Source organism: Nocardioides sp. W7 (assembly GCF_022919075.1).
GTDB lineage: Bacteria > Actinomycetota > Actinomycetes > Propionibacteriales > Nocardioidaceae > Nocardioides.
Genome location: NZ_CP095078.1, coordinates 1,673,195 through 1,697,150, shown reverse-complemented (window position 1 = coordinate 1,697,150; position 23,956 = coordinate 1,673,195). Strand labels below are relative to the sequence as shown.

The window sequence follows — 23,956 nt, the reverse complement described above, 5'->3', positions numbered from 1 at the left end:
CTACGGTCGGGCCGCGGCGGCGCGGCCGGCGCGCTCGCGCAGCAGGGCCGCGCCCTCGTGGGCGACCCGGGACAGCGCCGCGATCCACTCCTCGACCCGCTCGACGGTGGCACCGTGCGGCAGCCCGGAGAGCCGCAGCGCGAGCCGGGTCTGCTCCTCGTCGGTCGGCATCGGGACGATCACCGAGTGCAGGTCGTGGGTCTGGTCCGGGTCGAGCACCGGCTCGTAGAGCGAGGCGCTCTCGGAGATCATCTGGCGGATCCGGCGCTCGTGGACGGGCATCACGTCGACCCCGGAGTAGTCGCTCATCAGCGCGACCCGGTCGGTCGAGACCTGGGGCACCAGGGAGAGCGAGTAGCCGTGCCGGCGTACGGCGGCGAGGTTCTTGCGGAAGCTGGCCCGGTCCTCGTCGGAGGCCTTGGCGCGGCTCAGCCAGCGCTCGACCTCGTCGTCCGGGGCCTGCGCGCAGAAGACCGTGCCGACCGGGGGGATCAGCGGGATCCGGTGGCCCACCGCCAGGCTGCCCGCCTCGTGGCCACCCCGACTGGTGACCGACACGAAGACCGCCTCGTCACCGACCCGGGCCATCACGCTGCAGTCGGCACCGAGCTCACGGGCGAGTGCCTCGAGCGGCCCGCGGACCACCTCGGCCATCTGGGCGCTCTCGATCAGCTCGGGGTCCGAGCTCGCGACCGGCGAGGGCAGGGCGAACCGGCCGTAGCCGCCCTGGAAGAACAGCAGCGGCAGCGTCGGCCGCTGGACGGCCAGGTCGAGGACCCGGCCGACCACGATCACGTGGTCGCCGCCGTCGAGCTCCTCGGTGACCTCGCACTCGATCCAGCCCACCGCGCCGGCCAGCACGGGCGACCCCTCGGCGGCGGGCTCCCACTCGACGCCCTCGAACTTGTCCTCGGCCCGCGAGGCGAAGCGGCCGCAGAGGTCCTGCTGGTCGGCCGCGAGGACGTTGACGCAGAAGTGCCGGCTGGTGCGCAGCCGCGCGTAGCTGCCCGACGAGCGCGTCGGCAGGTAGGCCACCAGCGGCGGGTCGAGGGACACCGAGGTGAAGGACCCGACGACCATCCCCACCGGCCGGCCGGTGTCGTCGATCGCGGTGACGACCGCGACGCCGGTCGGGTAGTGACCGAGCGTCTCCCGGAACAGCGCCGGGTCGAACGAGTGGGAGGTCTCCATGGTGGTGCTCCTGTCCCGGTCGGCTGCGACGATCAGGCCGGCGCCGAGGGAGCGACCGACTTCTTGATGAGCCGGTAGACCTCGGTGCGCAGCTCGGCGAACTTCGGCAGCGCCTTGGTGTCCAGCTGGTGCCGCGGCACCGGCAGGTCCACGGGGATCATCGCGGCGACGGTCGCCGGCTTGCCGGAGAGCACGAGCACCGTGTCGGCCAGGTAGACGGCCTCGTCGATGTCGTGGGTCACCAGCATCACCGTGATGCCGAGGTGGTCGCGCACCCGCAGGACCAGGTCCTCCAGCTCGGAGCGCGTCTGCGCGTCGACCGAGGCGAACGGCTCGTCCATGACGATCGCCCGCGGCTGGCAGGCCAGGGCCCGCGCGATGGCGACCCGCTGCTGCATGCCGCCCGAGAGCTGCCAGGGGTAGGCCCCCGTCACGTCGCGCAGACCGACCTCGGTCAGGGCCTCGGTGGCGAGCCGGATGCGCTCGGCCTTCTTGATCCCCATCGACCGCAGCGGCAGCGCCACGTTGTCCAGGACGGAGAGCCACGGCATCAGCGAGCGGCTGTAGTCCTGGAAGACGATCGCCAGGCCCTCCGGCGGTGACTTGACGGTCTTGCCCTCGAAGACGACGGCGCCCTGGCTGGGCTGCAGCAGGCCGGTGAGGCTCTGCAGCAGCGTGGTCTTGCCGACGCCGGACGGGCCGACGATGCAGACGAACTCGCCCTGACCGACCGAGAACTCCAGAGCCTCGAAGATCTGTCGTGGACCGTAGGCGTGGCCCAGGCCCTGGACCTGGATCACCGGGGTGTCCGAGCTGGCGGCGGGCTTCCCCGCGGTGTTCTCGGTGGTCACGGTCATCACTTTCCTCCGTTGTTGTGCGCGGTCATGCCGCGGTGCCATGCGAGCGTCCGGCCCTCGACGATGGCGAAGAGCTTGTTGAGCAGGTACCCGAGGATGCCGAGCGCGATGATGCCGGTCCACATGGCCACGGTGTTGAAGCTGCGCTGGGCGTCGAGGATGAAGTAGCCGACGCCGCCGGGGGTGCCGACCATCTCCGAGATCACCATCGCGACCACCGAGATCGCCAGGGCCGTCCGGGCACCCGCGAAGATCTGGGGCGCCGCGTTGGGCAGGATGATGAACCGGATCCGGTCGCTCATCTTGAGCCGGTGACTCGCGGCCACCTGGCGCAGCACCGGCTCCACGGAGCGGACGCCGTCGATCGTGTTGAGCAGGATCGGCCAGGTCGCGACCAGCGCGATGATGCCGACCTTCATGCTCGTGCCGAGGCCGAGCAGCAGCACCATGACGGGGAGGACGGCGACACCGGGGGTGGCGCGCAGGAACTCCACGATCGGGCGGACGGCGTTCTCCAGCCAGCCCACGACCCCGAGGACCATGCCCAGCACGACGCCGACCACGACGGCGATGCCGAAGCCCATGGCCAGGCGCTGAACGCTGGGCCAGATCTCGTTCTGGATGCCCTCGAAGAACCAGATCTCGACGAACTCGTCGGCGATGTCGGCGAGCGGCGGGAAGTAGAAGCTGGTGCTATTGGCGCTGGCGAACCACCAGACGGCCACCAGCAGCACGGGGAGCCACAGCTCCCACAGGACGCGGCGAATGACGTTCATCGGTTCTTCTCCCTCTCGGAGGGGTGCCACCACAGCACTCGCCGCTGGGCCGCCACGAGCAGGAAGTTCAGCGCGACGCCCAAGAGGGCTGCGGTGACGACGTAGACGAACATTCGGTCGTTGTCGTTGACGGTCAGCGTGCTGTAGAGCCGCTGGCCGAGGCCCGGGGCACCACCGAGGAACTCCGAGGAGATCGTGATCAGCAGGCTGATCGTCGCGGAGATGCGCAGCCCGGTCATCAGGAACGGCAGCGCCGAGGGGAGATAGATGTCCCGGATCCGGCTGGTGCGGCTGAGCCGGAACGACGTGGCGACCTGGCGCATCTGCGGCGACAGCTGCTGGGCGGCGTACGTCGCCTGCACCAGCATCGGCCACACGGCGCTGAACATCACCAGGATCAGGACCATCGACCGGTTCGAGCCGAAGAGCAGCAGCACGACCGGCAGGATCGCGACACCGGGGATGGTGCGCCCGAAGTCGATCACGAAGCGGGTGCTGCGCTCCATGGCGGGAAAGGAGCCGTTGAGCAGACCGATCGGTACAGCGATCAGCACCGACAGCGCGAACCCGATGAGTGCCGAGGTGAGCGTGTTGCCGACCGCCGACCAGTAGTCACCGGTGGTGACCATGCCCGACCCGGTGTCGACCAGCTCGAGCGGCGTCGGCACCCCGGCGGCCGAGCCGCCGGTCTTGGCGAACACGTGCCAGACCACGAGGGCGACGAGCAGCGCGCAGGTCTTCTGCGCGAGCGACACCACCGTGGCGCCGCGTGCGGCCCGGGAGCGCCGGCGCGCCGCGTCGTCGGGTGCGGCGCCCGCCGGCGCGGGGGTGGTGGCCCCCGCGTCGGTGGACGTCCGAGCGATCACTGCACCCATGTCAGTCGTCCGCGAGGAGGTCGTCCACGTCGGGGGCGTCCTCCTCGGCGATCAGGTCGTAGCGCAGCACGCGGGCGATCCCTGCCTCGACGATCTCGGCGTCGATCGGCTCCTCGCCGAACTTCTGGTAGACGGCCTTCTCCAGCAGGGCCGGCGGTGCGTCGACGTACGTCGCGGCGATCTCGGCCGGCAGCTTCGGGTCGGCGTTGAGCAGCTTGTTGGCGTCCAGGATCGCGGTCGCGAACTTGTCGACGGTCTCGGCGTTGGACTTCGCGAACTTGTCGCTCGTCACGTAGGTGTAGGCGACCTCGCCCTCGCCGCCGCTCACGAAGCCCGACAGACGCTTGAGGTCCGGGTCGGCGAGGGTGGCGGTGCCGGCGGGCTCGGCGGTCGTGACCACGTCGACGCTGCCGGACTTGAGGGCCGCGATCGTGTTGGGCACCTCGACGAACTCGATCTTGCCGGAGTCGCCGCCCTCGGAGTCGACCACCGTGCGGACGTCGACCCAGATCTGGCTCTTGGTCTGCGGGATGCCGAAGGTGGCGTCCTGGATGTCCGCGACGGACTTGATGTCGCTGTCCTTGGTGACCCAGAAGTTGCCGACGCCCATGCCGTCGGCGTTCAGGGCGGTGCCGGTCGCGCCGGGAGCCACCATGACGACCGGGACACCCTCGCTGCGGGCGATCACCGGGGTGGTGACGTCCATCAGGGCGAAGTCGACCTTGCCGCCGAGCAGCTGGGGCGTCGCCTCGGCCGGGGTGGCCACGGTGACGAACTCGACGTCGAGGCCCTGCTTCTCGAAGGTCCCCTCGATGTCGGCGGCGTGCGCGCCGAGGGCGTTGAAGCTCGGGAAGACGGCGATCTTGATCGAGTCGGTGCCGCCGGAGGCCGCCGAGCTGTCGTCTCCGCCACAGGCGGAGAGCGTGAGGGCCGCGACTGCCGCGACGACGAGGGCCGGGATCCGGATCGAGTGCTTGCTGGTGTTCATGGTGCTCCTTGGCACGAGAGGTCATGGCCAGTTCCTGGCCCTGCGTTGAGCGACCTCCACAGACAGTGTCGTCCGTCTCAGGAAGGGCTCGGACTTTGGCGAATCTGTCAGTCCGCCAGACCTCCGGGAAGCGCAATTCCGCCCAGTGAGGGCAATCACAATTTCCCTCTTCAGGTGCCCCCGGAGATCTGGTTTCAGACGTTGCTCACATCCGGACGTTGGCCGGCGGCTCGCCGCCGAAGACGACGGTCCCGGAGGCCTGGTAGACGGGCTCGGCGACGTTGGCGCCGTGACCGAGGGCGATGTGCATGTCGCGCCAGAAGCGCTGGATCGGGTTGTCCATCCGCATCGCCGAGCCGCCCGCGTGGGCGACCAGGCGGTCGACGGCGTCGCCGGCCCGGCGCGAGACCCGGACCTGGTTGCGACGCACCTCGGCGCGCAGCTCGAGGTCGATCGGCCGGCCCGACTCGGCGACGTCGTACAGCCGGTCGATGTCGGCGAGGAACTGCATCCGGCTGGCCTGGAGGTCCGAGGCCGCCTCGCCGAGCGCGTGCAGCTGGCGCGGGTCGGTGGCGGCGGTGACCCCGCGGGCCGAGACCCGGGTCTTGGTGTAAGCCACCCAGGCGGCGAGGGCGCCCTCGGCCGCGGCGAGCGTGCCCGCGGTGATCGCGCCGCTGAACATGGAGTGGAACGGCATCCGGTAGAGCGGTACGTCGCCCCGGCCGGCCTGGGCCGCGGCGGCTCCGGACCCGAGGTCCTCGGGGTCGATGAGCCGGTGGTCGGGCACGAAGGCGCCGTCGATCACGACGTCCTTGCTCCCGGTGCCCTTGAGGCCCACGACGTTCCAGGAGTCCTGGAGGATCGTGTAGTCGGCGCGCGGCAGGATGAAGTGGCGCAGCCCGTCGGGTCGCACCGCCCCCTCGTCGTCGGTGAGCATGCCGCCGAGCACGACCCAGTCGCACAGGTCGGTGCCGGAGGAGAAGGGCCAGCGGCCGCTGAAGATCCAGCCGCCGTCGGTGCGCTTGGCTCGCCCGATCGGGGCGTACGGCGAGGCGACCCAGGTGTCGGGGTCCTCCCCCCAGATCTCCTCCTGGACGGCCCGGGTGCCCTGCGCGAGCTCGAAGGAGTGCACGCCGACCACCGAGGAGACCCAGCCTGCGGACGCGGAGCGCGAGCCGACGGCCAAGATGGCCTCGAAGAACTCCCGGGGGTGGGTCTCGGTGCCGCCGAAGTCCTTCGGCTGCAGCGCCTTGACGATGCCCGCCTCGCGCAGCGCCTTGTGGGTCCGGTCCGGCAGGTGGCCGAGGGCGTCGGCCTCCTCGGCCTGGTCGGCGAGGAACTCGGAGAGCTCCTCGATGCGGTCAACCAGCTCACTCATGGTGGTGTCCCTCCCGGGTCTCAGTGCCCGGCGGGCGCTGCGTTGTCGATGAAGTCGCGCACGAGGTGGTTGAACTCCGCCGCGTGCTCGAGCTGGGCCCAGTGGCCGCAGCGGTTGAGCAGGACCAGGCGCGAGTTCTCGATCGTCGACACCAGGCGCAGGCCGGCCTCGAAGTGGACGACCCGGTCGTCGCGACCGTGGATGATCATGGCCGGCGCCTTGATCGAGGCGATGTCCTCCAGGGTGGACTCGCCGCGCCGCGGGCGGCCGAGCCCGGCGGCGAAGTTGGCGATGTGCTCGGGGTGCGTCGCGCAGCTGTCGAAGCGCTGCTGGACGAGCTCGTCGGTGGCGAACGCCTGGTCGAAGGCCATGATCTGGCACAGCGCCCGCATGTTCTCCAGGGACGGGTCGCGGTAGCCGCGGTGCAGCACCTTGAGGCCCTCCGTCGGGCCGCCGCCGGGGCTGAAGACCCGCGGGCCCGGGGCACCCGAGCCCATGGTCACCAGGTGGCTGACCCGGTCGGGGTGCCGACCGGCGACCTTGAGGGAGGTCGCGCCGCCCATCGAGTTGCCGACGAAGGCGGCCTTCTCGATGCCGAGGGCGTCGAGCAGCTGGATCGCCGCGGTGACGTGGTCCCGGTCCTCGTACGAGACCGGGTCCGACTCGCCCCAGCCCGGCATGTCCGGGGCGATCACCCGGAAGCGCTCGGCGAGGTGCGACAGGTTGGGGTTGAAGTTGCTCCACCCGGTCGCGCCCGGACCGCTGCCGTGCAGCATGACCACGGCGTGACCCTCACCGGCCTCGTGCAGGTGGATCCGCCCGCTCGGCGTCTCGACGAACTTGCTGGTCTCGCTCTTCGACAGGGATGGCATCCTCGCCCCTTCCTCAAGACGTTGACCGCGACGGCAGGTCGCGGCGGCTGGGACCAGCCTCACCCCGGGACGGTTGGATCACAGGCCCTTCTCGCACCCTGTGGAACAACCGCTTCGAGGTTGCTCAGCCGCCGATGGCGACACTGATCCGGCCGGCCGCGTCGGCCAGTCGGGTCACGATCTCGGAGTGCCGCTCGACGGGCATCCGGGTGGTCACGCTGGCCACGGCGAGCGCGGCGAAGACGCCCCCACCGGGGGCCCGCACGGGGGTCGCCACCGCCGTGAGGCCGTCCTCCATCTCACCGATCGACACCGAGACCCCGCGGTCGCGGATGGCGGCGAGCTCCTCGCGGGTGGGGAGCGTCCGGCCGCGGTGCTCCGGAAGCTCGCGCTCCACCGCCAGCTGCACCCGCTCGTCGGCGTGCGCGAGCAGCAGCTTGCCGGCGGCGCCGTAGCCCAGCGGCATCGGGCTGCCGAGCACCGCCACGGGCCGCAGGGTGTGCGGGCCCTCGACCGACAGCACGCAGACCCGGTGGTTGTCCTGGCGCACGTAGAGGTGGACGCTCTCGCGGACGTCGTCGCGCAGCTCGGTCATCACCGGCTCGGCCAGCGAGCGCAGCCCCACCGAGCGGTCCGCGAGGTGGCCCCACTGCACGAGCCGGTAGCCGAGGGCGTACTCCCCCTCGCCGGCGCGGCGCACCAGACCGAGCTGGGCGAGCTCAGCCAGCAGCCGGTGTGCCGACGACTTGGGCATCGCGACGTGCTCGGCGACCGCGCCCAGACGCATCGGCCCGGAGGCCCGGCCGAGGACGTCGATGACCTGGACGGTCTTGTCGAGGACGGACACGGATCAGCTCGCGGACGGCATCGCGACCGAGAGACCCTGGCTGACCGCCCGGGCCGCGCGGTGCACGGCGTGCGAGAGACCGACGGTGTTGAGCCGCTCGGTCGGAACCACGACGCAGATCGTCGAGCGGATCGCACCGGCACCGTCGAAGACCGGGGCGGCGACCCAGCCGGTCGAGCCGGGCTTGGTGCCGCGCGAGACGGCCACGCCGTTGCGCCGGATCTCCGCCATCCGCTGCCAGAACTGGAAGTCGACGGTGCCGCGGGTGCCGACGAGCCGGGTGGCCTCGTCGGGCTCGATGTTGGCCAGGAACACCGAGCCGGGCGCCGAGCCCACCATCGGGAGCTGGCGCGGGAGTCGCTGGAGCCGGGCCTCGGCGTTGCCGGCGATGATGTCGGTGACCAGCACCTGGTCGCGATCGCGGGAGGCCAGCAGGGTCAGCTCGCCGCAGGCGGCGTGCAGGTCGACGAGGAACGGCCGAGCGATGTCCTTGAGGGTGCGGGCGCCGGGGACGCCCCAGCCCAGCCGCCACAGCCGCATGCCGAGGCGGTAGCGCCCGCGGGAGGCCCGCTCGACGGCGCCCCACTCGGCGAGGTTGGCGAGCATCCGGTGCACGGTCGCCGGCGGGAGGTCGGTCTTCGCGCACAGCGAGCCGATGGTCTGCTCGGGCTCACCGTCGGTGAAGCACTCGAGGATGTCGAAGGCCCGGCCCAGGACCGACCGACGGCTGTCCGTCTCCCTGTCCAACGTCGTCTGACTCATCGTCGCACCCTTCCAGTTTGTGGAACGCCGTTCTGATATTCGGAACGACAGAGGCGATACTAGTGTCACCCGTCACCTGCTGGCAATGGCGGCGGGAGGAAACGTTTCAGCCGTGTTGCCGTGCCGACGCCGTGGGTCAGCGGCCCTGCCAGCGCGGCTCCCGCTTCTCCAGGAAGGAGCGAGCGCCCTCCTTCTGGTCCTCCGAGGAGTAGACGTCGGGGCCGATGTCGAGCCGGATGGCGGCGTGCGGGTCCATGGACTCGGTACGCCGGTAGGTCAGCTTGAGACGCTGCAACGACAGCGGTGCGGAGTCGGTGAAGGAGGCCAGGAGCTCCTCGGCGGCCTCGACGAGCCCCTCGGCCGGCGCCGTGCGGTTGACCAGGCCCCAGCGCTCGGCCTCGGCCAGCTCGATCCTGCGACCGCTGTAGAGCCACTCCATCGCGATGCCCTGGGGCACCATCCGGGGCAGGGCGACCGAGGCGTAGTGGGCGCCGCGACCGCGGCGCGACTCCGGCACCGCGAAGAAGGCGTGGTCGGCCACCACCCGCAGGTCGCACGACAGGGCCAGCTCGAAGCCACCGGCCACCGCCGGGCCGTTGACGACCGCGAGGGTCGGCTTGCGGCTGTCGATCATCACCTCGAAGAGGCTGCGGTACCGGTTGTGCAGCGGGCCGTACCAGGCCTCGCCCCGATCCGCCCGCGTCTTGGCGTCGGACAGGTCGGCACCGGAGCAGAACGCCTTCCCGGTGCCGGTGATGGCGATGGCGTAGACCTCGGGGTCGTGGTCGGCCTCCATCACCGCATCCACCAGCGCCTCGTTGAGCTCCAGGTTGAGCGCGTTGCGGCGGTCCGGGCGGTTCAGGGTCAGCCACCGGACCCGGCCGCGGGTCTCGACGTGGAGGACGGGCTCGGTCATCGGGTTCTCCTCAGTGGTTCGGTCGGGAGTGGTCACCACGGGTAGTCGGGCACGCTGCCCCGAACGGTGACCCACTGGAGCTCGGTGAACGCCTCTAGGTTGGCCTCGTGGCCGCCGTGCCGGGCCCCGTTCCCCGAGTGGCCGACGCCGCCGAAGGGCGCCACCGGCTCGTCGTTGATGGTCTGGTCGTTGATGTGCACCAGCCCCGCGGGGATCCGTTCCGCCAGGGCCAGGCCGCGCATCACGTCGCGCGTGAACACCCCCAGCGCCAGGCCGTACGGCGTGTCGCTCGCCAGCGCGACGGCCTCGTCGTCGCTGGCGAAGGTGACCACGGAGGCCACCGGGCCGAACACCTCGTCGCGGTACGCCGGTGCGTCGGCCGGGACACCGGCGAGCACGGTCGGCCGGTAGAACGGGCCCTCCGGCTCGCCGCCCGTGACCAGCCGGGCGCCGGCCGCGACGGAGTCGGTGACCATCCGGTGCACCCGGTCGCGCTGGGTGGCGTCGATGATCGGCCCCACGTCGGCGTCGGTGCGGGCCGGGTCCCCGAGCCGGAGCCCGGCGGCGACCTCGGCGAGCCGGGCGACGTACCGCTCGGCGATCGACTCGTGCACCAGGTGCCGGCCGGTGGCCATGCAGATCTGGCCGGCGTGGCGGAAGGAGCCCCACGCGCCGGCCGCGGCGGCCGCGTCGACGTCCGCGTCCTCCAGCACGACGGAGGCCGAGTTGCCGCCCAGCTCGAGGTGGGTGCGCTTGAGGTTCGCCGCAGCCGCGGCGGCGATCGCCTTGCCGGCCCCGGTGGACCCGGTGAAGGCCAGAACGGGCACGTCGGGATGGGCCACGATCGCCTCGCCGACGTCGACGCCGCCGGGCAGCACGTGCAGCAGGCCGGCCGGGAGACCGGCCGCCTCGAAGACCCGGGCCAGCAGCACGCCGCCGACCACGGCGGTGCGCGGGTCGGGCTTCAGCACGACGGCGTTGCCGAGGGCCAGGGCGGGCGCCACGGCACGCAGGGCGAGCAGGATCGGGGAGTTGAACGGCGCGATCACGCCGACCACGCCGACCGGCACCCGGCGGGCCATGGAGAGCCGGGGCTGCATCGAGCGCAGCAGGTCACCGGCGGGCATGGCCGCCAGGGCCGCGGCCTCGAAGCACTCCTCGGCCGAGATCGCCGCCTGGGGGCCGGCGACCCGCTGCGGGGCACCGGCCTCGCGGGCGAACAGGTCGGTGATCTCGGGGGCGTTCTCGCTGAAGACCTGCGCCGCACGTCGCAGGACGCCGGCCCGCACGTGGTAGCCCGCGGCCGCCCAGGCGCGCTGCGTCTGCCGGGCGGTGGCCACGGACGACAGCACGTCGTCGGGGGTGGCGACGCCGACGGTGCCGACCGCCGTCCCGGTGGCCGGCTCGGTCGTCGTCAGCGTGGCGGGGACCGCGCGCCAGGTGCCGTCGAATACGCGACCGCTCCACGCGGCCGGGTCGAGGAGGGTGGTCACGGCCGGTCCGCGACCGAGGCGACCACGCCGTCGCGGCGCAGTTCGGCGATGGACTCCGCGCTGACGCCCAGTCGGCTCAGCACGGCATCGGTGTCGGCCCCCAGCACCGGCGGCGGGCACTGGTGCTCGGGGTACTCGCCACCGAAGGTGATCGGCAGGTTCACGACCTCGAAGTTCTCCACCTCGGTGTGCGCCATCGGCTCGATCAGGCCGAGCGCCTTGACCTGCGGGTCGTCGACCATGTCGGGCACCGAGTTGACCGCCGAGCACGGGATGCCGGCCTCGTTGAGCAGCGTGATCAGCCCCGCGGTCTCGAAGCCCCGGGTCACCTCCGAGACGGCCGCCTCGACCTGCTCCCGGTTGGCCGAGCGCTCCGGGTTCGACCCGAACCCCTCCCGCGTCGCCAGCTCCTCGGCGCCGGTGGCCGTGCAGAAGCGGGTCCACAGGGCCTGGTTGCCGGCGGAGATGAAGGCCCAGCCGTCGCGGGTCGGGAAGGCGCCGTACGGCACCACCCCGGCGTGGCCGGAGCCGAGGTTCTTCGGCTTGCCGTTGCCCGCCAGGGCACCCATCACGTTGGCGTGGGTCCAGGTCACGGCGGTCTCCAGCAACGAGACCCCGACGTGCACGCCCTTGCCGGTCCGCTCCACGGTGCGCAGCGCGTCGAGCACGCCGATCGCGGCCCACATCGCGGTGCCCTTGTCGAGGATCGACAGCGGCACGCGGGCCGGCGGTCCGTCACCGGTGCCCATCATGTCGATGATCCCGGAGTACGCCTGCAGCAGCGGGTCGTACGCCGGCTCCGTGGCCTTCGGTCCGGTGCGCCCGAAGCCGGTCATGTCGCAGTAGACCAGCCGGGGGTTGATCTCCTGCAGCTCCTCCCACGAGAACCCGACCTTCGCCAGGGCGCCCGGTCGCAGGTTCTGCACCAGGACGTCGGCGGAGGCGATCAGGTCCCGCAGTACCCGCCGGCCGCGCGGGTCCTTGTAGTCCAGCTCCAGGCTGAGCTTGTTGCGGTTGAGGTGGAGGAACGCGATCGACTCGCCGTCCCACGCCGGCGGGGTCCACTGGCGGGTGTCGTCGCCGGAGCCGACGCGCTCGACCTTGATCACCTCGGCGCCGAGGTCGCCGAGGATCTGTCCGGCCAGGGGGCCGGCGACCGACGTGCTGATCTCGATGACGCGAAGCCCGGCGAGCGAGCCGCGGGTGCCTTCAGCCATGGGGTTCCTCCTGTGTGTGGTTCCCGGCGAGCCGGGCGGGCCCCTCGAGGGCCGGGTGCTGGGGGGTCTCAGTCGCTCTCGGGCAGCAGCAGGACGGCCGGCTGACCGGCCTCCGCGGCCGCGCGGGCGGGCGAGGTGATCGGCTGCTTGTACGGCGAGAGGCAGCCGGCGTACGTGTCGGGTCCGAGGCGGAAGTGCTGGGCCTCGGCGATGGTCTCGACGAACGGCATGTCCATCGCGTAGAGGTCCGCGCCGCGGGGGCGCGGGCCGACCTTGCTGACGTGGCCGTACAGCTCGTGGCCAACGACCTCCTCGGCGACGTGGGCCGCCTCGATCAGCCTCGCCAGGTCGATGCCGGTCTCGATGCCCTCCTCGTGCAGGAGGTCGACGAGGTCCTCGGTCGGGATCATCTTGGTGGCGCGACCGTTGCCGCAGTAGGGGCAACCGCCCATGCCGCCGATGGAGGTGTCCAGCGCCAGGGTGTGGTCGGCGCCGAGCGCGCGCAGGGCGACGTACGCCGAGGTCAGCGCGCTGCCGCGGCCGTTGTGCAGGTGCAGGTGGTACGTCGTGACCGCGGGGAACCGCTCGACGCAGGCCCGGATCGTCTCCTCGACGGCACGCGGGGTGTTCCAGCTCATCGGGTCGCCGATCCAGATGGTCCGCGGCTCGATGTCGGCGGCCCGCCAGGCGGCGAACTGGAGGTCGAGGACCGCGAGGCGCTGCTCCAGGGTGAACGGACCGACCCAGTTCGAGCCCCAGGCGGCGTTGATCGCGACCACGGCGTCGGTGATCCCCCGCTCGACCGCGCGGGTGATCGTGCCCTCGAGCGCGGCGATCTCGTCGCGCTGGGACTTGGCGGTGTTGCGCTGCACGAAGACGTCGCACAGGTGGACGGTGGTGCGCTGGACGTGGGGGGGCGGCGACAGCGGCGGGGTGTGCTCGGCGCGGCGCTCGGCGCCCTTGGCGTTGAGCGCGAGCGCGGAGTAGGAGACGCCCTCGACGGGGGTGAACCCGGCGATGACCTCCTCGACCCGGGCCATCTGCGGCACCCACCTCGGGCTGACGAACGAGCCGACGACGATGTTGCGCAGCCCGGTGGCGGACAGCGCGTCGAGCAGCCGGATCTTGGCCTCGACGGGGATGTCGGCGCTCTCGATCTGCATGCCCTCGCGCATCCCCTCCTCGAAGATCTCGACCTGAGGGTGGTTGCCGGTCACGGTCGCTCTCCTGCTCGATCGGGGATGGTGGGCGGGTCCGCGGCCAGCGCGGTCAGCGCCTGAGCCAGCGCGCCGGGTCCGGTCAGGGCGACCCGGACCTGCTCCAGCAGCGCCCGGCCGTCCGGCTCCGGCCAGCCGACCGCGGCGATGGCGCCGAGGAACTTCTGGTCGGCCTCGGCATCGGTGAGCGGGTTGCGGCTGTCGCCGCGGGTGAGGAGCACCAGGCGCTCATGCTGGGTGCCGTCGACCAGCCGCACGCACACGTGGGCGTACGGCGTACCGCTCAGGTCGGCGCGGCCGGGGGGCGTGTCGGCCGCGGTGACGTGGACCAGCGGCATCAGCACCTCCAGCGCAGGGTCGGCGAGCGCGGCGTCGGTGAAGTCGCCGACGACGAGCCCGCCCGTGAGCAGCGCCCGCGCAACCGTGAACGGCAGGCTGAACTTCGCCTCCGTGCCGGTGGCCGGCAGGTGGTCGATGAGCGGTCGCAGCGAGCCGGGGTGCACCTGCACGTCGACGCACTCGATCGCGGCCGCGATCTCGGACCGCAGCTCGAGGACCGCGTCGACGGCCCGATGGGTTCCGTAGCAGGACGGGAAGCGCTTGAGCGACCAGTCCTCGGTCCAGTGCCGCTCCCAGTGCCGGAGCCGCTCCTCGAGCCGGCCGACCGCCAGGGGGGTCGGCTCGCCGAAGAGGGCCAGGAAGCCGAGTCGGTGCTCGAGCTGGTCGGTGGCGGCGTCGAGGCCGTTCTCCACCATCCGCACCGCGATCACCGCGTCGCGCGCCGCGAGGCCCGCGTGCAACGGCTTGGTGCCGGTGCCGAAGTTGGCGATGCTGCCCCCCGCCATCGACGCGACGACGCCGAGTGCGTGCCGGGTCTGGTCCACGGTGAGACCGCGCAGCCGGGCGAGCGCGGCGACCGCACCCAGCCGGCCGACGGTCGCGGTGCTGTGCCAGCCGCGGCCGTAGTGCGCGTCCATCGGCAGCGCCTCACCGAGCGCCCGCACCACCGCGTTGCCCACGTCGAGCGCCTCGACCAGGAGGCCGGGGTCGGTCTCCCGGGCGGTGTCCGGGTCGGTGTCGGCGTTGCTGAGCGCCAGCAGCGCCGGCCACAGCACCGTGCTGGGGTGCAGCGGCATCGAGGGGCAGGCGTCGTCGAAGTCCAGCGCGTGGCCGGCCGTGCCGTTGACCAGGGCCGCCTGCGAGGCGCCCCGGCCGCCCGGCTCGCCCCACACAGCGGACGCACCGGCCGCGGGCTCGACGCCGACCCAGGCGCGTACGGCGCGGACCGCCGGCGTACTCCGTCCGGCCAGGGCCACGCCGACCGTGTCGACCAGGCTCCGGGTCGCCGCTGCGAGCCGGTCGGTCCCCGGGGGGCCGACCGGCTCCTGGCGGGTGCAGGCGAAGCGGGCCACGACCTCGGTCGCCCCGCTCACCTGCCCCGTCTCGCTCTCCACCGTGATCGTCATCCAGGTCAGTAGGACCGGGGCATGCCCAGGTCGCGCTGGGCGATGCCGGCCAGGATGATGTTGGTGCTGATCGGCGCGATCAGCGGGCCGCGGGCCGCGCGGAACTTCTGCTCGATGCCGTACTCCGAGGCCAGGCCGTAGCCGCCGAAGGTGTCCATCGCGGCGTTGGCCGCCTCCCACTGGGCCTTCGAGGAGAGCAGCTTGGCGATGTTCGCCTCGGTGCCCGAGCGGCTGCCGGCCTCGAACTTCTCGGCCGCCTGCCAGCGCAGCGCGCTCGCCGCGCGCAGGTTCGCGAAGGCGGTCGCGATCGGGAACTGGATGCCCTGGTTCATGCCGATCGGGCGGCCGAAGACGACCCGCTCCTTGGAGTACTCGACCGCGCGGTCGATGAACCACAGGCCGGACCCGACGTACTGCGACGCCGCGAGGATCCGCTCGGCGTTCATGCCGGAGAGGGTGACCTTGAAGCCCTTGTTCTCCTCGCCGATCAGGTTCTCGGCCGGGACCCGCATGTCGGAGAAGGTGAGCTGGTTGGTGTGGTGGCCGCTCATCACCTTGATCGGGTCGATCGTGAGCGTGCCGGCCGCGAGTGCGTCGCGCATGTCGACCAGGAACACCGAGACGCCGTCGGTCTTCTTCTCGACGTCCTCGTACTTCTTAGTCCGCGCGATCAGCAGCAGCAGGTCGGACTGCTGGGCCCGCGAGGTGAAGATCTTGCCGCCGTTGATGACGTACTCGTCACCGTCGCGCTGGGCGAAGGTCCGGATCCGGGTGGTGTCGGTGCCGGCGTCCGGCTCGGTGACGCCGAAGGACTGCAGCCGGAGTCCGTCGGCGATCTGCGGCAGCCACTTCTGCTTCTGCTCGGGGCTGCCGTGCCGCAGGATCGCGCCCATCGTGTACATCTGGGCGTGGATCAGGGTGCCCGGGGCGCCCCAGCGGTTCATCGTCTCGAGGAACACCGCGGCGTCCGGGATCGTCGCGCCGCCGCCGCCGTACTCGGTGGGGATGAGCATGGACAGCCAACCGCCGGCCTGCAGCTCGTCGACGAAGTCCTGCGGGTACTCCCCCGACTCGTCGACCTTGATCCAGTACTCGCGGTCGTACTTGGCGAGGATGTCCGAGACCACGTCGCGGAGCTCCTCGCGGTCTTCGGGCAGATCCTCGGCGAGCCAGTCTTGTGCCATGACGGAACCTCTCTCAGGTCGGGCGCCCGGCTGTGCCCGGGCGGTGGGGTTGCGGCGGGGGCCGCGGTTTCAGTTGGTGGTGACGGCGATGTCGAGCACCAGCGGCTCGGTGCGCTCACCGAGCCCGGGCACGACCTCGTCGAGGACCGCGAGCAGCTCGCCGACGGTCTCGATGCGGCGGGCGGGGCAGCCGAAGCCCGCGGCGAGGGTGGCCAGGCTGATCTCACCGAAGCCGGGCCACGGCGGCTGGGCACCGGCGTTGTGGGCGAGCCGGTCCATCACCGCGTAGCCGCCGTTGGACATCACGATGAACAGCACGCCCACGCCGTACTTCTGGGCGCTCCAGAGGGCCTGGACGTTGTAGAGCGAGGCGCCGTCGCCGACGATCGCGACCACCGGTCGCTCCGGCCGGGCCAGCTTCACGCCGACCGCCCCGGGAACGGCGAAGCCGAGACCGCCCATCCCGGCGGTCAGGAAGCCGAACGGCGCCCGGACCGGCAGCTGCGCGAGCAGCTGGCGGCGGGTCGAGGGGCTCTCCTCGAAGTACGTCGACTCCGCGGGGAGCCGCTCGGCGAGCGCAGCGAACACGTGCCCGGGGTCGATGGCGGAACCGGGCTCGGCGACGATCGGGGCCGGCACGGGGCGCGGCTCGCGCGGGCTGCTCGCCCGGACCGGAACGTCCTGGGCCAGGCACGCCGCGACGGCGGCGACCGGCGCGATGACGGCCAGCTCGGCGTCGCTGCGGATCGCCTCGTCGGCGTCGTCGGTGACGACCAGGACCCGGGTGGTCGCGGGCACGAACTCGCCCGTGTCGTGGAGGTACTGGCGGAACGCGTGGGTGCCGAGGACCAGGACGACGTCGTGGCCGCCGAGCGCCTTGCGCAGGCCGGCCCGGGCGGGCGGGAGGTGGCCGGCGAAGAGCGGCGAGGTCTGGTCGAAGCCCATCCGGTAGGAGTACGCCGCCTGCCAGACCGGTGCGTCCAGGGCGGTGGCGAGCTCGGCCACCGCGGCCCAGGTGTCCGGGTCGTCGGCGAGCGAGCCGAGGACCAGGGCGGGGCGCTCGGCGTCGCGCAGGGCGGTCGCCAGGACCGCCACGGCGTCGGGGTCGGCAGCGGTGCCGACGACCAGGCTGCGCGCGGCCGGCGCCCGCACCTCGTCGGCGGGCTCGCTCCAGTCGCTCATCGGGATGATCACGACGGCGGGGCCGCGGTGGACCGTGGCCGCGTGAAGGGCGCGGGCGATGCAGCCGGGCACGTCGCCGGGCCGGGCGGGCTGCTCGACGCTGACCGGGTAGCTGCCGGCGAGGCCGTCGAGATCGCCGGCCAGGAACGGGGCGGCCGCCAGGTGCCGGCGGTCCTGCTGGCCGACGAGCAGCACCACCGGGGCGCGGTTGGCCTGCGCCGTGGCCAGGCCCCCGACCGCGTTGCCGTAGCCGGCGGTGGTGTGCAGCAGGGCGAGCGCCGGCTTGTCGGCCGCGATGGCGTGGCCGGTGGCCATGCCGAGCACCGAGCCCTCGTGCAGGGCCAGCACGAACTCCAGTTCCTCGGGGAGGTCGGTGAGCAGGTCGACCTCGGTCGAGCCCGGGTTGGCGAAGATCCGGTCCACGCCGTGGTTCCTGAGCACCTCGAAGACGGCGTCGCGGACGGTGGTGGGCACTGGGGAACTCCTCGTCGTGCGGGGTGGGCAGGGTCGATCTGCACCTGGTGACACCCCGAGTTTCGGCCCGTCGAGGGGCCGGGTGAATGCGTCGTCGCATCCAACGGAACACGCCTTCCGGGTGCCTCGCGCCGGGCCTAGCGTCCGGTTGCAGCAGCAGCGGAACGTAGAGGAGAGCACCCGGATGAAGATCGCTCGGTTCGGCAACGGTCAGGTCGGCGTCGTCGTCGGCGACGACCTCGTCGACGTCACGGACGCCGCCGGCGTCGACCCCGCGGAGTGGCCCCCGGTGGGCCCCAACCGGCTCATCGCCGACTTCGACCAGCGCCGGGAGGCCATCGAGGCCGCGGTCGCGACCGGTGCCCGGATCCCGCTCGCCGAGGCCCGGCTGCTCACCCCGGTGCCGTGGCCGAACAAGGTCATCGCCTACCCGGTGAACTACCACGACCACGGCCGCGAGATGCAGGCCGGCTACCGCGCCGACGTCCAGGGCTTCTTCCTCAAGCCGCCGTCGTCGCTGTCGGGCCCCGAGGACGCCGTCGAGCTCCCCGCTCTGCCCAACCGCGAGGTGCACCACGAGTCCGAGCTGGCCATCGTCATCGGCAAGGGCGGGCGCGACATCGCCCGGGAGAACTGGGCCGAGCACGTCTTCGGCTACGCCTGCCTGCTCGACATGGTGGTGCGCGGCCGCGAGGAGCGGGTCTTCCGCAAGGCCTACGACACCTTCTGCCCGGTCGGTCCCTGGATCACCACCGCCGACGAGGTCGACGACCCGACCCAGCTCGAGATGAGGCTCTGGGTCGGCGACGAGCTGCGCCAGCACGCCAACACCCGCGACCTGGTCCTCGACATCCCGGGCATGGTCGCGATGGCCTCGACCGTGATGACGCTGCACCCCGGCGACATCATCGCGACCGGCACCCCGGCGGGCGTCGGGCCCGTCGTCGACGGCGACGTCATCCGGATCGCCATCGACCAGCTCGGCGAGATGAGCGTCCCGGTCCGCCAGGGCACCCGCGGCAACACCGAGGTGTTCGCGAACGCCTACACCCCCGACATCATCAAGCAGCGCTGAAGGAGCTCCCGATGACCACCGACATCACCGTCCCCGGCTCCGAGGCCATCGAGAGCCTCGAGCAGCTCTACGGCATCTTCGACGACCTCAGCATGGAGGGCGGCTGGCACCGGCGCTTCCCGGCGCTGTGGCCCGAGCCGCGCAAGAACCTCGTGCCGTACCGCTGGAAGTACGACGACATCCAGTCCGTCCTCGACGCCGCCGGCCGGCTGGTCGACCACTCGATGGCCGACCGCCGCAACGTCACCATGCGCAACCCCGTCGAGGGCAACGAGTACGCCACCGTCCGCACCCTGGTGGCGGCGTACCAGCTGATCCGCCCGGGCGAGACCGCCGACTGCCACCGGCACACCCCGGCCGCGCTGCGGATCATCCTCGACGGCACGGGCACCTACACCGTCGTCAACGGTCACCGCGTGGAGATGCGCCCCGGCGACGTGCTGCTCACCCCGTCGACGTTCTGGCACAGCCACTCGCACGAGTCCGACGCGGACGGTGACGACTGCTACTGGGTCGACATCCTCGACGTACCCCTGATCCACCTGCTCGAGCCGATGTTCTTCAAGCAGCACCCGGACCGGCTCGAGGCCGACCCGGTCGACGTCGACTCCTCGCCGCTGGCCTTCCGCTGGGAGGACTCGGTGTCCCGCCTGGACGCCGCCGAGGCGCCGGCCGACGGCCTGGCCTCCAAGGTGATCGAGCTGGGCGAGCCCGCCATGCCCACGATCTCGATCCACGTCCTGCGCCTCGACGCCGGCTTCACCTCGCAGGTCCACCAGACCACGGCGAACTCGATCTTCACCGTCGTCGAGGGCTCCGGCTCGCTCGACATCGACGGCGAGGTCATCACCTGGGAGCGCGGCGACGTCATCGCCGTCCCCTCGTGGCGCCCGTACTCCTTCACCGCCGAGGCCGACGCCCACCTGGTGCGCTGCAGCGACGAAGTCGTCCTCCGGGCCCTCGGCCTGCTCCGCACCGCGGCTCTCTGAGTCCCGGCCCACCAGAAAGGCATCACATGCGCGTCGTCATCGCAGGCGGTGGCATCGGCGGAATGACCGCTGCCCTCGCCCTCCTGCAGCGAGGCTTCGAGGTCGAGCTCTACGAGCAGGCCCAGGAGATCAAGGAGGTCGGCGCCGGCATCCAGATCAGCCCGAACGGCAACCGGGTCCTGGACGCCCTCGGCGTCTTCGACCAGCTCCGGAAGCTGTCCTGCGACCCGGAGCGCAAGGAGCTGCGGCTCTGGAACTCCGCCGAGCCGTGGCCGCTGTTCGACCTCGGCGCGCTGGCGGTCGAGCGGTACGGCTACCCGTACCTGACCGTCTACCGCCCGGACCTGCTCGACACCCTGCGCCAGGCCGTCATCGCCGAGGACCCGGGCGCGATCCGCCTGAAGTCCCGCGTCGTCGGTGTCTCCCAGGAGCCGGGCTCGGCCTCGATCACCCTCGAGGACGGCACCGTCGTCACCGGCGACGTCGTCATCGGCGCCGACGGCTGGCGCTCCGGCATCCGCGACGCGCTCTGGGGACCCAGCGCTCCCGAGTTCGCCGGCATGGTCGCCTGGCGCGGCCTGATCCCGATGGAGAACCTCCCCGAGCACCTGCGCTCGTGGGTCGGCACGACCTGGATCGGCCCGCGTGCCCATGCGGTGCACTACCCGCTGCACGGCGGCAAGCTGATGAACTTCGTCGCCACCATCGAGGGCAAGGAGTGGACGGCCCAGGGCGGCACCGTCCACGGCACCGTCGAGGAGTGCCTCGAGGACTTCGCCGGCTGGCACGAGAACATCCAGACCCTCATCAAGCTGTCCCCGCAGCTGATGAAGTGGGCCCTCGTCCGCGGCGAGCCCATCGCCAACTGGTCGAAGGGCCGGGTCACCCTGCTCGGCGACGCCTGCCACGCCACCCTGCCGTTCCTGGCCCAGGGTGCCGTCCACTCGATCGAGGACGGCCTGGTCCTGGCCCGCGCGCTCGAGGCGTACGGCTCGGACCCGGAGAAGGCGCTGCTGCGCTACGAGCACGCCCGCATCGACCGCACCTCGAAGATGGTGCGCGGCGCGACCGCGAACACCGCCCGCTTCCACTCCCCCGAGCTCGCCGAGCCGGAGGCCGCCAAGGCCTACCTGGAGCGCGAGTGGAGCGTGGACCCGATCGCCGACCGCTACGACTGGCTCTACTCGTACGACGCCTCGACCGTCGAGATCTGAGCCCACCCGAGCCACATCTCGAGCCGAGCGGCCACCACCCTCCCACCGCTCCGGCCCCCGAAGGGGGCACGTCCCGACCGGACGTGCCCCCTTCGGCTATGTGCGGGTGTTCGGACCACCGGCGCGGATGACGTCCCCGGGGGACGTCGTACGACCGGGGCGCCAGGACCACCGACTCTAGGACGTCTGGCCGCCGACCGGCTCCTCCCACCTGCCGGGGGCGCGGCGCGCGGCGGCCCCTCGGCGCGCGACCACTCAGGCCGGCTCGAGCTCCCGGTCCCGGGTGGCCGAGCGGATCAGGGTCACGCCGACGACCGTCAGCAGCACCGCCACCGCCATCACGGACACCATCGGCACGGCCGTGTGCTCGCCGGCGATGCCGACGAGGGGGGCCACCAGGGCGGCGGTGCCGAACTGGGCGCCGCCCATCAGCGCGGCGCCGGTGCCGGTGCGCGGCTTGGCCCGCATCAGCCCGATGGCGTTGCAGTTGCCGGTCAGCATGGCCTGCGAGGCCTGCACCAGGAGGAAGCCGACGACCATCCCCGGCAGCGGCAGATCGAGGGCCAGGACGCAGACCAGCAGGACGGCCACGCCGGCGCCCTGGCCGAGCACGCCGAAGACCACCATCCGCCGCGGCGGCACCGAGCGGACCAGGCGCCGGTTCACCATGATCATCGCGACCATGGCGGCGGCGGTGCCGGCGAAGATCCCCGAGTAGGCGTACTCCGAGAGCCCCATGATGCTCTGGATCACGAACGGGCTGCCGGAGATGTAGGCGAACATGGTCCCGAAGCTGGCGGCCACCGTGATCACGGCGCCCAGGTAGCCGCGGTCGGCCAGCAGCAGCCGGCCGTCGCCCAGGAGCCGGCCCAGTCCGCTGGCCCTGCGGTTCTCGGGCGGCATGGTCTCGGGGACCAGCCGCCAGATCGCCGCCGACATGCACACGGTCATCGCGAACAGCAGCCAGAACGCCGCCCGCCACCCGAGCGGGCCGATCAGCAGGCCGCCCATCACCGGGGCGGCGATCGGAGCCACCGACTGCACCGCCGAGAGCGTGGAGAAGGCCCGGGCCGCGTCGGCGCCGGTGGACAGGTCGGCCACCACCGCGCGGGCGACCACCATCACGGCCCCGGTGCCCAGGCCCTGCAGCGCCCGCGCCACGACCAGCAGCCAGACCGACTCGGTGAGCGCACAGGTGAGGCTGGCCGCCACGCCGACCGCGATGCCGCCGAGCAGCACCGGCCGGCGGCCGATCTGGTCGGACAGGGTGCCCCACACGACCTGCCCCACGGCGGTGGCGAGCATGAACGCGGTGAGCGTCAGCTGGACCTGGGCGGCGGTCGCGTCCAGGTCGTCCGCGATCTGCGGGAAGCCCGGCAGGTAGGTGTCGATCGCGAACGGGGGAAAGCCGCTGCACGCCGCCAGGATCAGCAGCAGCGGCACCGAGAGGCCGACCGGGGTGCGGGGCGGTGCTGGCAACGTGATGCCTTTCGTCGACGGCCGGGCCCGGCGGCGGCTGCTGTCGGGCCCGGCCGGGTGGGTCGGCGCGAGCTCAGCTCGCGGTGGTGCCCTCCAGCAGCCGGCTGACGTCGTCGTACGACGCGACGTCCGCGATCCGGCGCCCGATCTCGTCGGCTCCCCCGGGAAGGCCGGCGGCGTTGAGGCGGAACTTCAGCATGATCTCGTCGTCGCTCAGCGGGCGCTCGGAGGTGCCGCGCGTGGTGAGCACCTCCTCGACCAGCTCGCGCCCGTCCTTGGTCTGCACCCGCACGATCGAGGGGAAGTGGCTCGGGAAGATCTCGTCGCAGCGCGGGTCCGCGACGTGGGTGATCCGCGAGGCCAGGTCCAGCAGCACCGGGTCGGCGACCTGCTCGTCGGTGAAGTCGTCGAGGTAGACGCCCAGACCACCGCCGCCCCCGAGCGCGATCGCGAACGTGAACGGCCCGGAGAACTGTGCGTGGTAGCCCGACTCGGGGCGGACCTTCGCCTCGCGCGGCTGGGCGATCGTCCGCAGCACCGGCGACGGGACGCCGATCTCCACGGACTCGATCTCCTCCGGCTTGAGTCCCTGCGCGCGCAGCGCCAGGGCCGCGTCGATGCCGGAGTGGGTGAAGACGTTGGTCGGGTACGGCTTCACGAAGCAGTCGCCGGTCGCCCACACCTCGCCGAGGCCGTCGAGCAGCGCGGCCTCGTCGTACGTCTCGCCGCAGTAGGCGTGGAAGAAGCCGAAGCGGCCCTCGAGCACGGTCGGCGGGCCGGTGAGGCCCGCGTCGGCGCACTGGGCGGCGACCACGCCGGAGTGGGCGGCCCAGCCGCAGTGCATGCGCTTGACCGAGCCACCGGCGCGGTTGGCCTCCAACAGGCCGGCGCCCATCGACGCCGCGATGCCCATGGCGTGCGCGATCTGGTCCTCGGGCAGGCCCATCACGGTCGCCGCGGCGGCGGCGGAGCCGAGGGCGCCACAGATGGACGTGGCGTGCAGGCCGCGCTCGAAGAAGACCGAGTTGTTGATCGCCGGGTCGTAGCCGGCGTTGCCCAGCCGGATGCAGATCTCGTTGCCGACCGCGATCGCGGCGAGCAGCTCGCGCCCGCTCGCGCCGCACGCCTCGGCGGCGGCCAGCGCGGCCGGGACGACCGAGGCCGACGGGTGCAGGATCGACGGGACGTGGGTGTCGTCGAAGTCCAGGGCGTGGCCGAGCGTGCCGTTGACCAGCGCGGCGGTCGGTGCGGGGACCTTCTCGGCCAGGCCGAGGGCGGTGGACTGGGCGTGCCCACCCCAGGTCCGGGCCAGCTGGTGCACGATCGCCGCGGGGCCGGTGCCCAGCGCCGGCACCGAGATGCCGATCGTGTCCAGCAGCCGCTGGCGCGCGTCGTCCAGGGCGGGTTCGGTCGGGGCGGCGCGGAAGGCGGCGGCGAAGGCGGCCAGGCGGGCGACGGCCGTCGCACCTTCGGTGGACGGGACGGCTGCGGTCACGGGTCGGGA

General features: G+C 72.3%; 21 protein-coding genes. 3 read left to right on the top strand and 18 right to left on the bottom strand.

Annotated features, from left to right (window positions below; translation table 11 throughout):
* From MUB56_RS07995 to MUB56_RS07920, 16 genes are all read right to left on the bottom strand, one after another.
* Nucleotides 1-1,191 carry a flavin reductase gene (locus MUB56_RS07995; protein ID WP_244931373.1) on the bottom strand — a complete coding sequence of 397 codons (1,191 nt, stop codon included), beginning with the start codon at nt 1,189-1,191 and terminating at the stop codon, nt 1-3.
* Between the two features lie 32 nt (nt 1,192-1,223).
* A complete protein-coding gene (locus MUB56_RS07990) occupies nt 1,224-2,048 on the bottom strand; it encodes an ABC transporter ATP-binding protein (protein ID WP_244931372.1) in 825 nt (274 codons plus the stop codon).
* Entirely contained in the window at nt 2,048-2,824 is a 777-nt protein-coding gene (locus MUB56_RS07985; RefSeq protein WP_244931371.1) for an ABC transporter permease, read from the bottom strand. Before MUB56_RS07985 ends, MUB56_RS07990 begins: the two co-directional genes overlap by 1 nt.
* Entirely contained in the window at nt 2,821-3,699 is an 879-nt protein-coding gene (locus MUB56_RS07980; protein ID WP_244931370.1) for an ABC transporter permease, read from the bottom strand. Before MUB56_RS07980 ends, MUB56_RS07985 begins: the two co-directional genes overlap by 4 nt.
* 1 nt (nt 3,700) lies before the next feature.
* Nucleotides 3,701-4,687 (bottom strand): ABC transporter substrate-binding protein, encoded by a 987-nt coding sequence (locus MUB56_RS07975; protein WP_244931369.1) that lies wholly within the window; start codon nt 4,685-4,687, stop codon nt 3,701-3,703.
* Nucleotides 4,688-4,892: 205 nt separating this feature from the next.
* On the bottom strand, nt 4,893-6,065 hold the full coding sequence (locus tag MUB56_RS07970) for an acyl-CoA dehydrogenase family protein (RefSeq protein ID WP_244931368.1): 1,173 nt from the start codon (nt 6,063-6,065) through the stop codon (nt 4,893-4,895).
* Nucleotides 6,066-6,085: 20 nt separating this feature from the next.
* On the bottom strand, nt 6,086-6,937 hold the full coding sequence (locus MUB56_RS07965) for an alpha/beta hydrolase (RefSeq protein ID WP_244931367.1): 852 nt from the start codon (nt 6,935-6,937) through the stop codon (nt 6,086-6,088).
* Nucleotides 6,938-7,061: 124 nt separating this feature from the next.
* The gene (locus MUB56_RS07960) at nt 7,062-7,784 is read right to left on the bottom strand and encodes an IclR family transcriptional regulator (RefSeq protein WP_244931366.1); all 723 of its coding nucleotides are present in this window, start codon (nt 7,782-7,784) and stop codon (nt 7,062-7,064) included.
* Nucleotides 7,785-7,787: 3 nt separating this feature from the next.
* Entirely contained in the window at nt 7,788-8,546 is a 759-nt protein-coding gene (locus MUB56_RS07955) for a helix-turn-helix domain-containing protein (RefSeq protein ID WP_244931365.1), read from the bottom strand.
* A gap of 136 nt (nt 8,547-8,682) precedes the next feature.
* Nucleotides 8,683-9,462, bottom strand: coding sequence for an enoyl-CoA hydratase/isomerase family protein (locus MUB56_RS07950; RefSeq protein ID WP_244931364.1), 780 nt, complete (start codon nt 9,460-9,462; stop codon nt 8,683-8,685).
* 32 nt (nt 9,463-9,494) lie between these two features.
* The gene (locus tag MUB56_RS07945; RefSeq protein WP_244931363.1) at nt 9,495-10,955 is read right to left on the bottom strand and encodes an aldehyde dehydrogenase family protein; all 1,461 of its coding nucleotides are present in this window, start codon (nt 10,953-10,955) and stop codon (nt 9,495-9,497) included.
* On the bottom strand, nt 10,952-12,172 hold the full coding sequence (locus tag MUB56_RS07940) for a CoA transferase (protein ID WP_244931362.1): 1,221 nt from the start codon (nt 12,170-12,172) through the stop codon (nt 10,952-10,954). The genes MUB56_RS07945 and MUB56_RS07940 overlap by 4 nt, the downstream gene beginning before the upstream one ends.
* 68 nt (nt 12,173-12,240) lie before the next feature.
* Entirely contained in the window at nt 12,241-13,389 is a 1,149-nt protein-coding gene (locus MUB56_RS07935) for a citramalate synthase (RefSeq protein WP_244931361.1), read from the bottom strand.
* On the bottom strand, nt 13,386-14,855 hold the full coding sequence (locus MUB56_RS07930; RefSeq protein ID WP_244931360.1) for an MmgE/PrpD family protein: 1,470 nt from the start codon (nt 14,853-14,855) through the stop codon (nt 13,386-13,388). Before MUB56_RS07930 ends, MUB56_RS07935 begins: the two co-directional genes overlap by 4 nt.
* Before the next feature lie 5 nt (nt 14,856-14,860).
* Entirely contained in the window at nt 14,861-16,039 is a 1,179-nt protein-coding gene (locus tag MUB56_RS07925; protein ID WP_244931359.1) for an acyl-CoA dehydrogenase family protein, read from the bottom strand.
* A 69-nt stretch (nt 16,040-16,108) separates the two neighbouring features.
* Nucleotides 16,109-17,695 (bottom strand): thiamine pyrophosphate-dependent enzyme, encoded by a 1,587-nt coding sequence (locus tag MUB56_RS07920; protein WP_244931358.1) that lies wholly within the window; start codon nt 17,693-17,695, stop codon nt 16,109-16,111.
* A 184-nt stretch (nt 17,696-17,879) separates the two neighbouring features.
* On the opposite strand from MUB56_RS07920, the gene MUB56_RS07915 reads away from it, so the two are divergent.
* From MUB56_RS07915 to MUB56_RS07905, 3 genes are read left to right on the top strand one after another with little or no spacing between them, the layout of a single operon-like run.
* Complete coding sequence (locus tag MUB56_RS07915) at nt 17,880-18,770, top strand: fumarylacetoacetate hydrolase family protein (protein ID WP_244931357.1); 891 nt, start codon at nt 17,880-17,882, stop codon at nt 18,768-18,770.
* A gap of 11 nt (nt 18,771-18,781) precedes the next feature.
* On the top strand, nt 18,782-19,759 hold the full coding sequence (locus MUB56_RS07910; RefSeq protein ID WP_244931356.1) for a cupin domain-containing protein: 978 nt from the start codon (nt 18,782-18,784) through the stop codon (nt 19,757-19,759).
* A 26-nt stretch (nt 19,760-19,785) separates the two neighbouring features.
* On the top strand, nt 19,786-20,973 hold the full coding sequence (locus MUB56_RS07905) for an FAD-dependent monooxygenase (RefSeq protein WP_280637378.1): 1,188 nt from the start codon (nt 19,786-19,788) through the stop codon (nt 20,971-20,973).
* A gap of 255 nt (nt 20,974-21,228) precedes the next feature.
* On the opposite strand, the gene MUB56_RS07900 is transcribed toward MUB56_RS07905, so the two are convergent.
* Both MUB56_RS07900 and MUB56_RS07895 read right to left on the bottom strand, forming a co-directional pair.
* Nucleotides 21,229-22,452: a multidrug effflux MFS transporter gene (locus MUB56_RS07900; RefSeq protein ID WP_244931354.1), complete on the bottom strand. Its 1,224-nt coding sequence runs from the start codon at nt 22,450-22,452 to the stop codon at nt 21,229-21,231.
* 73 nt (nt 22,453-22,525) lie between these two features.
* Entirely contained in the window at nt 22,526-23,947 is a 1,422-nt protein-coding gene (locus MUB56_RS07895) for an MmgE/PrpD family protein (RefSeq protein ID WP_244931353.1), read from the bottom strand.
* Nucleotides 23,948-23,956: the final 9 nt, after the last annotated feature.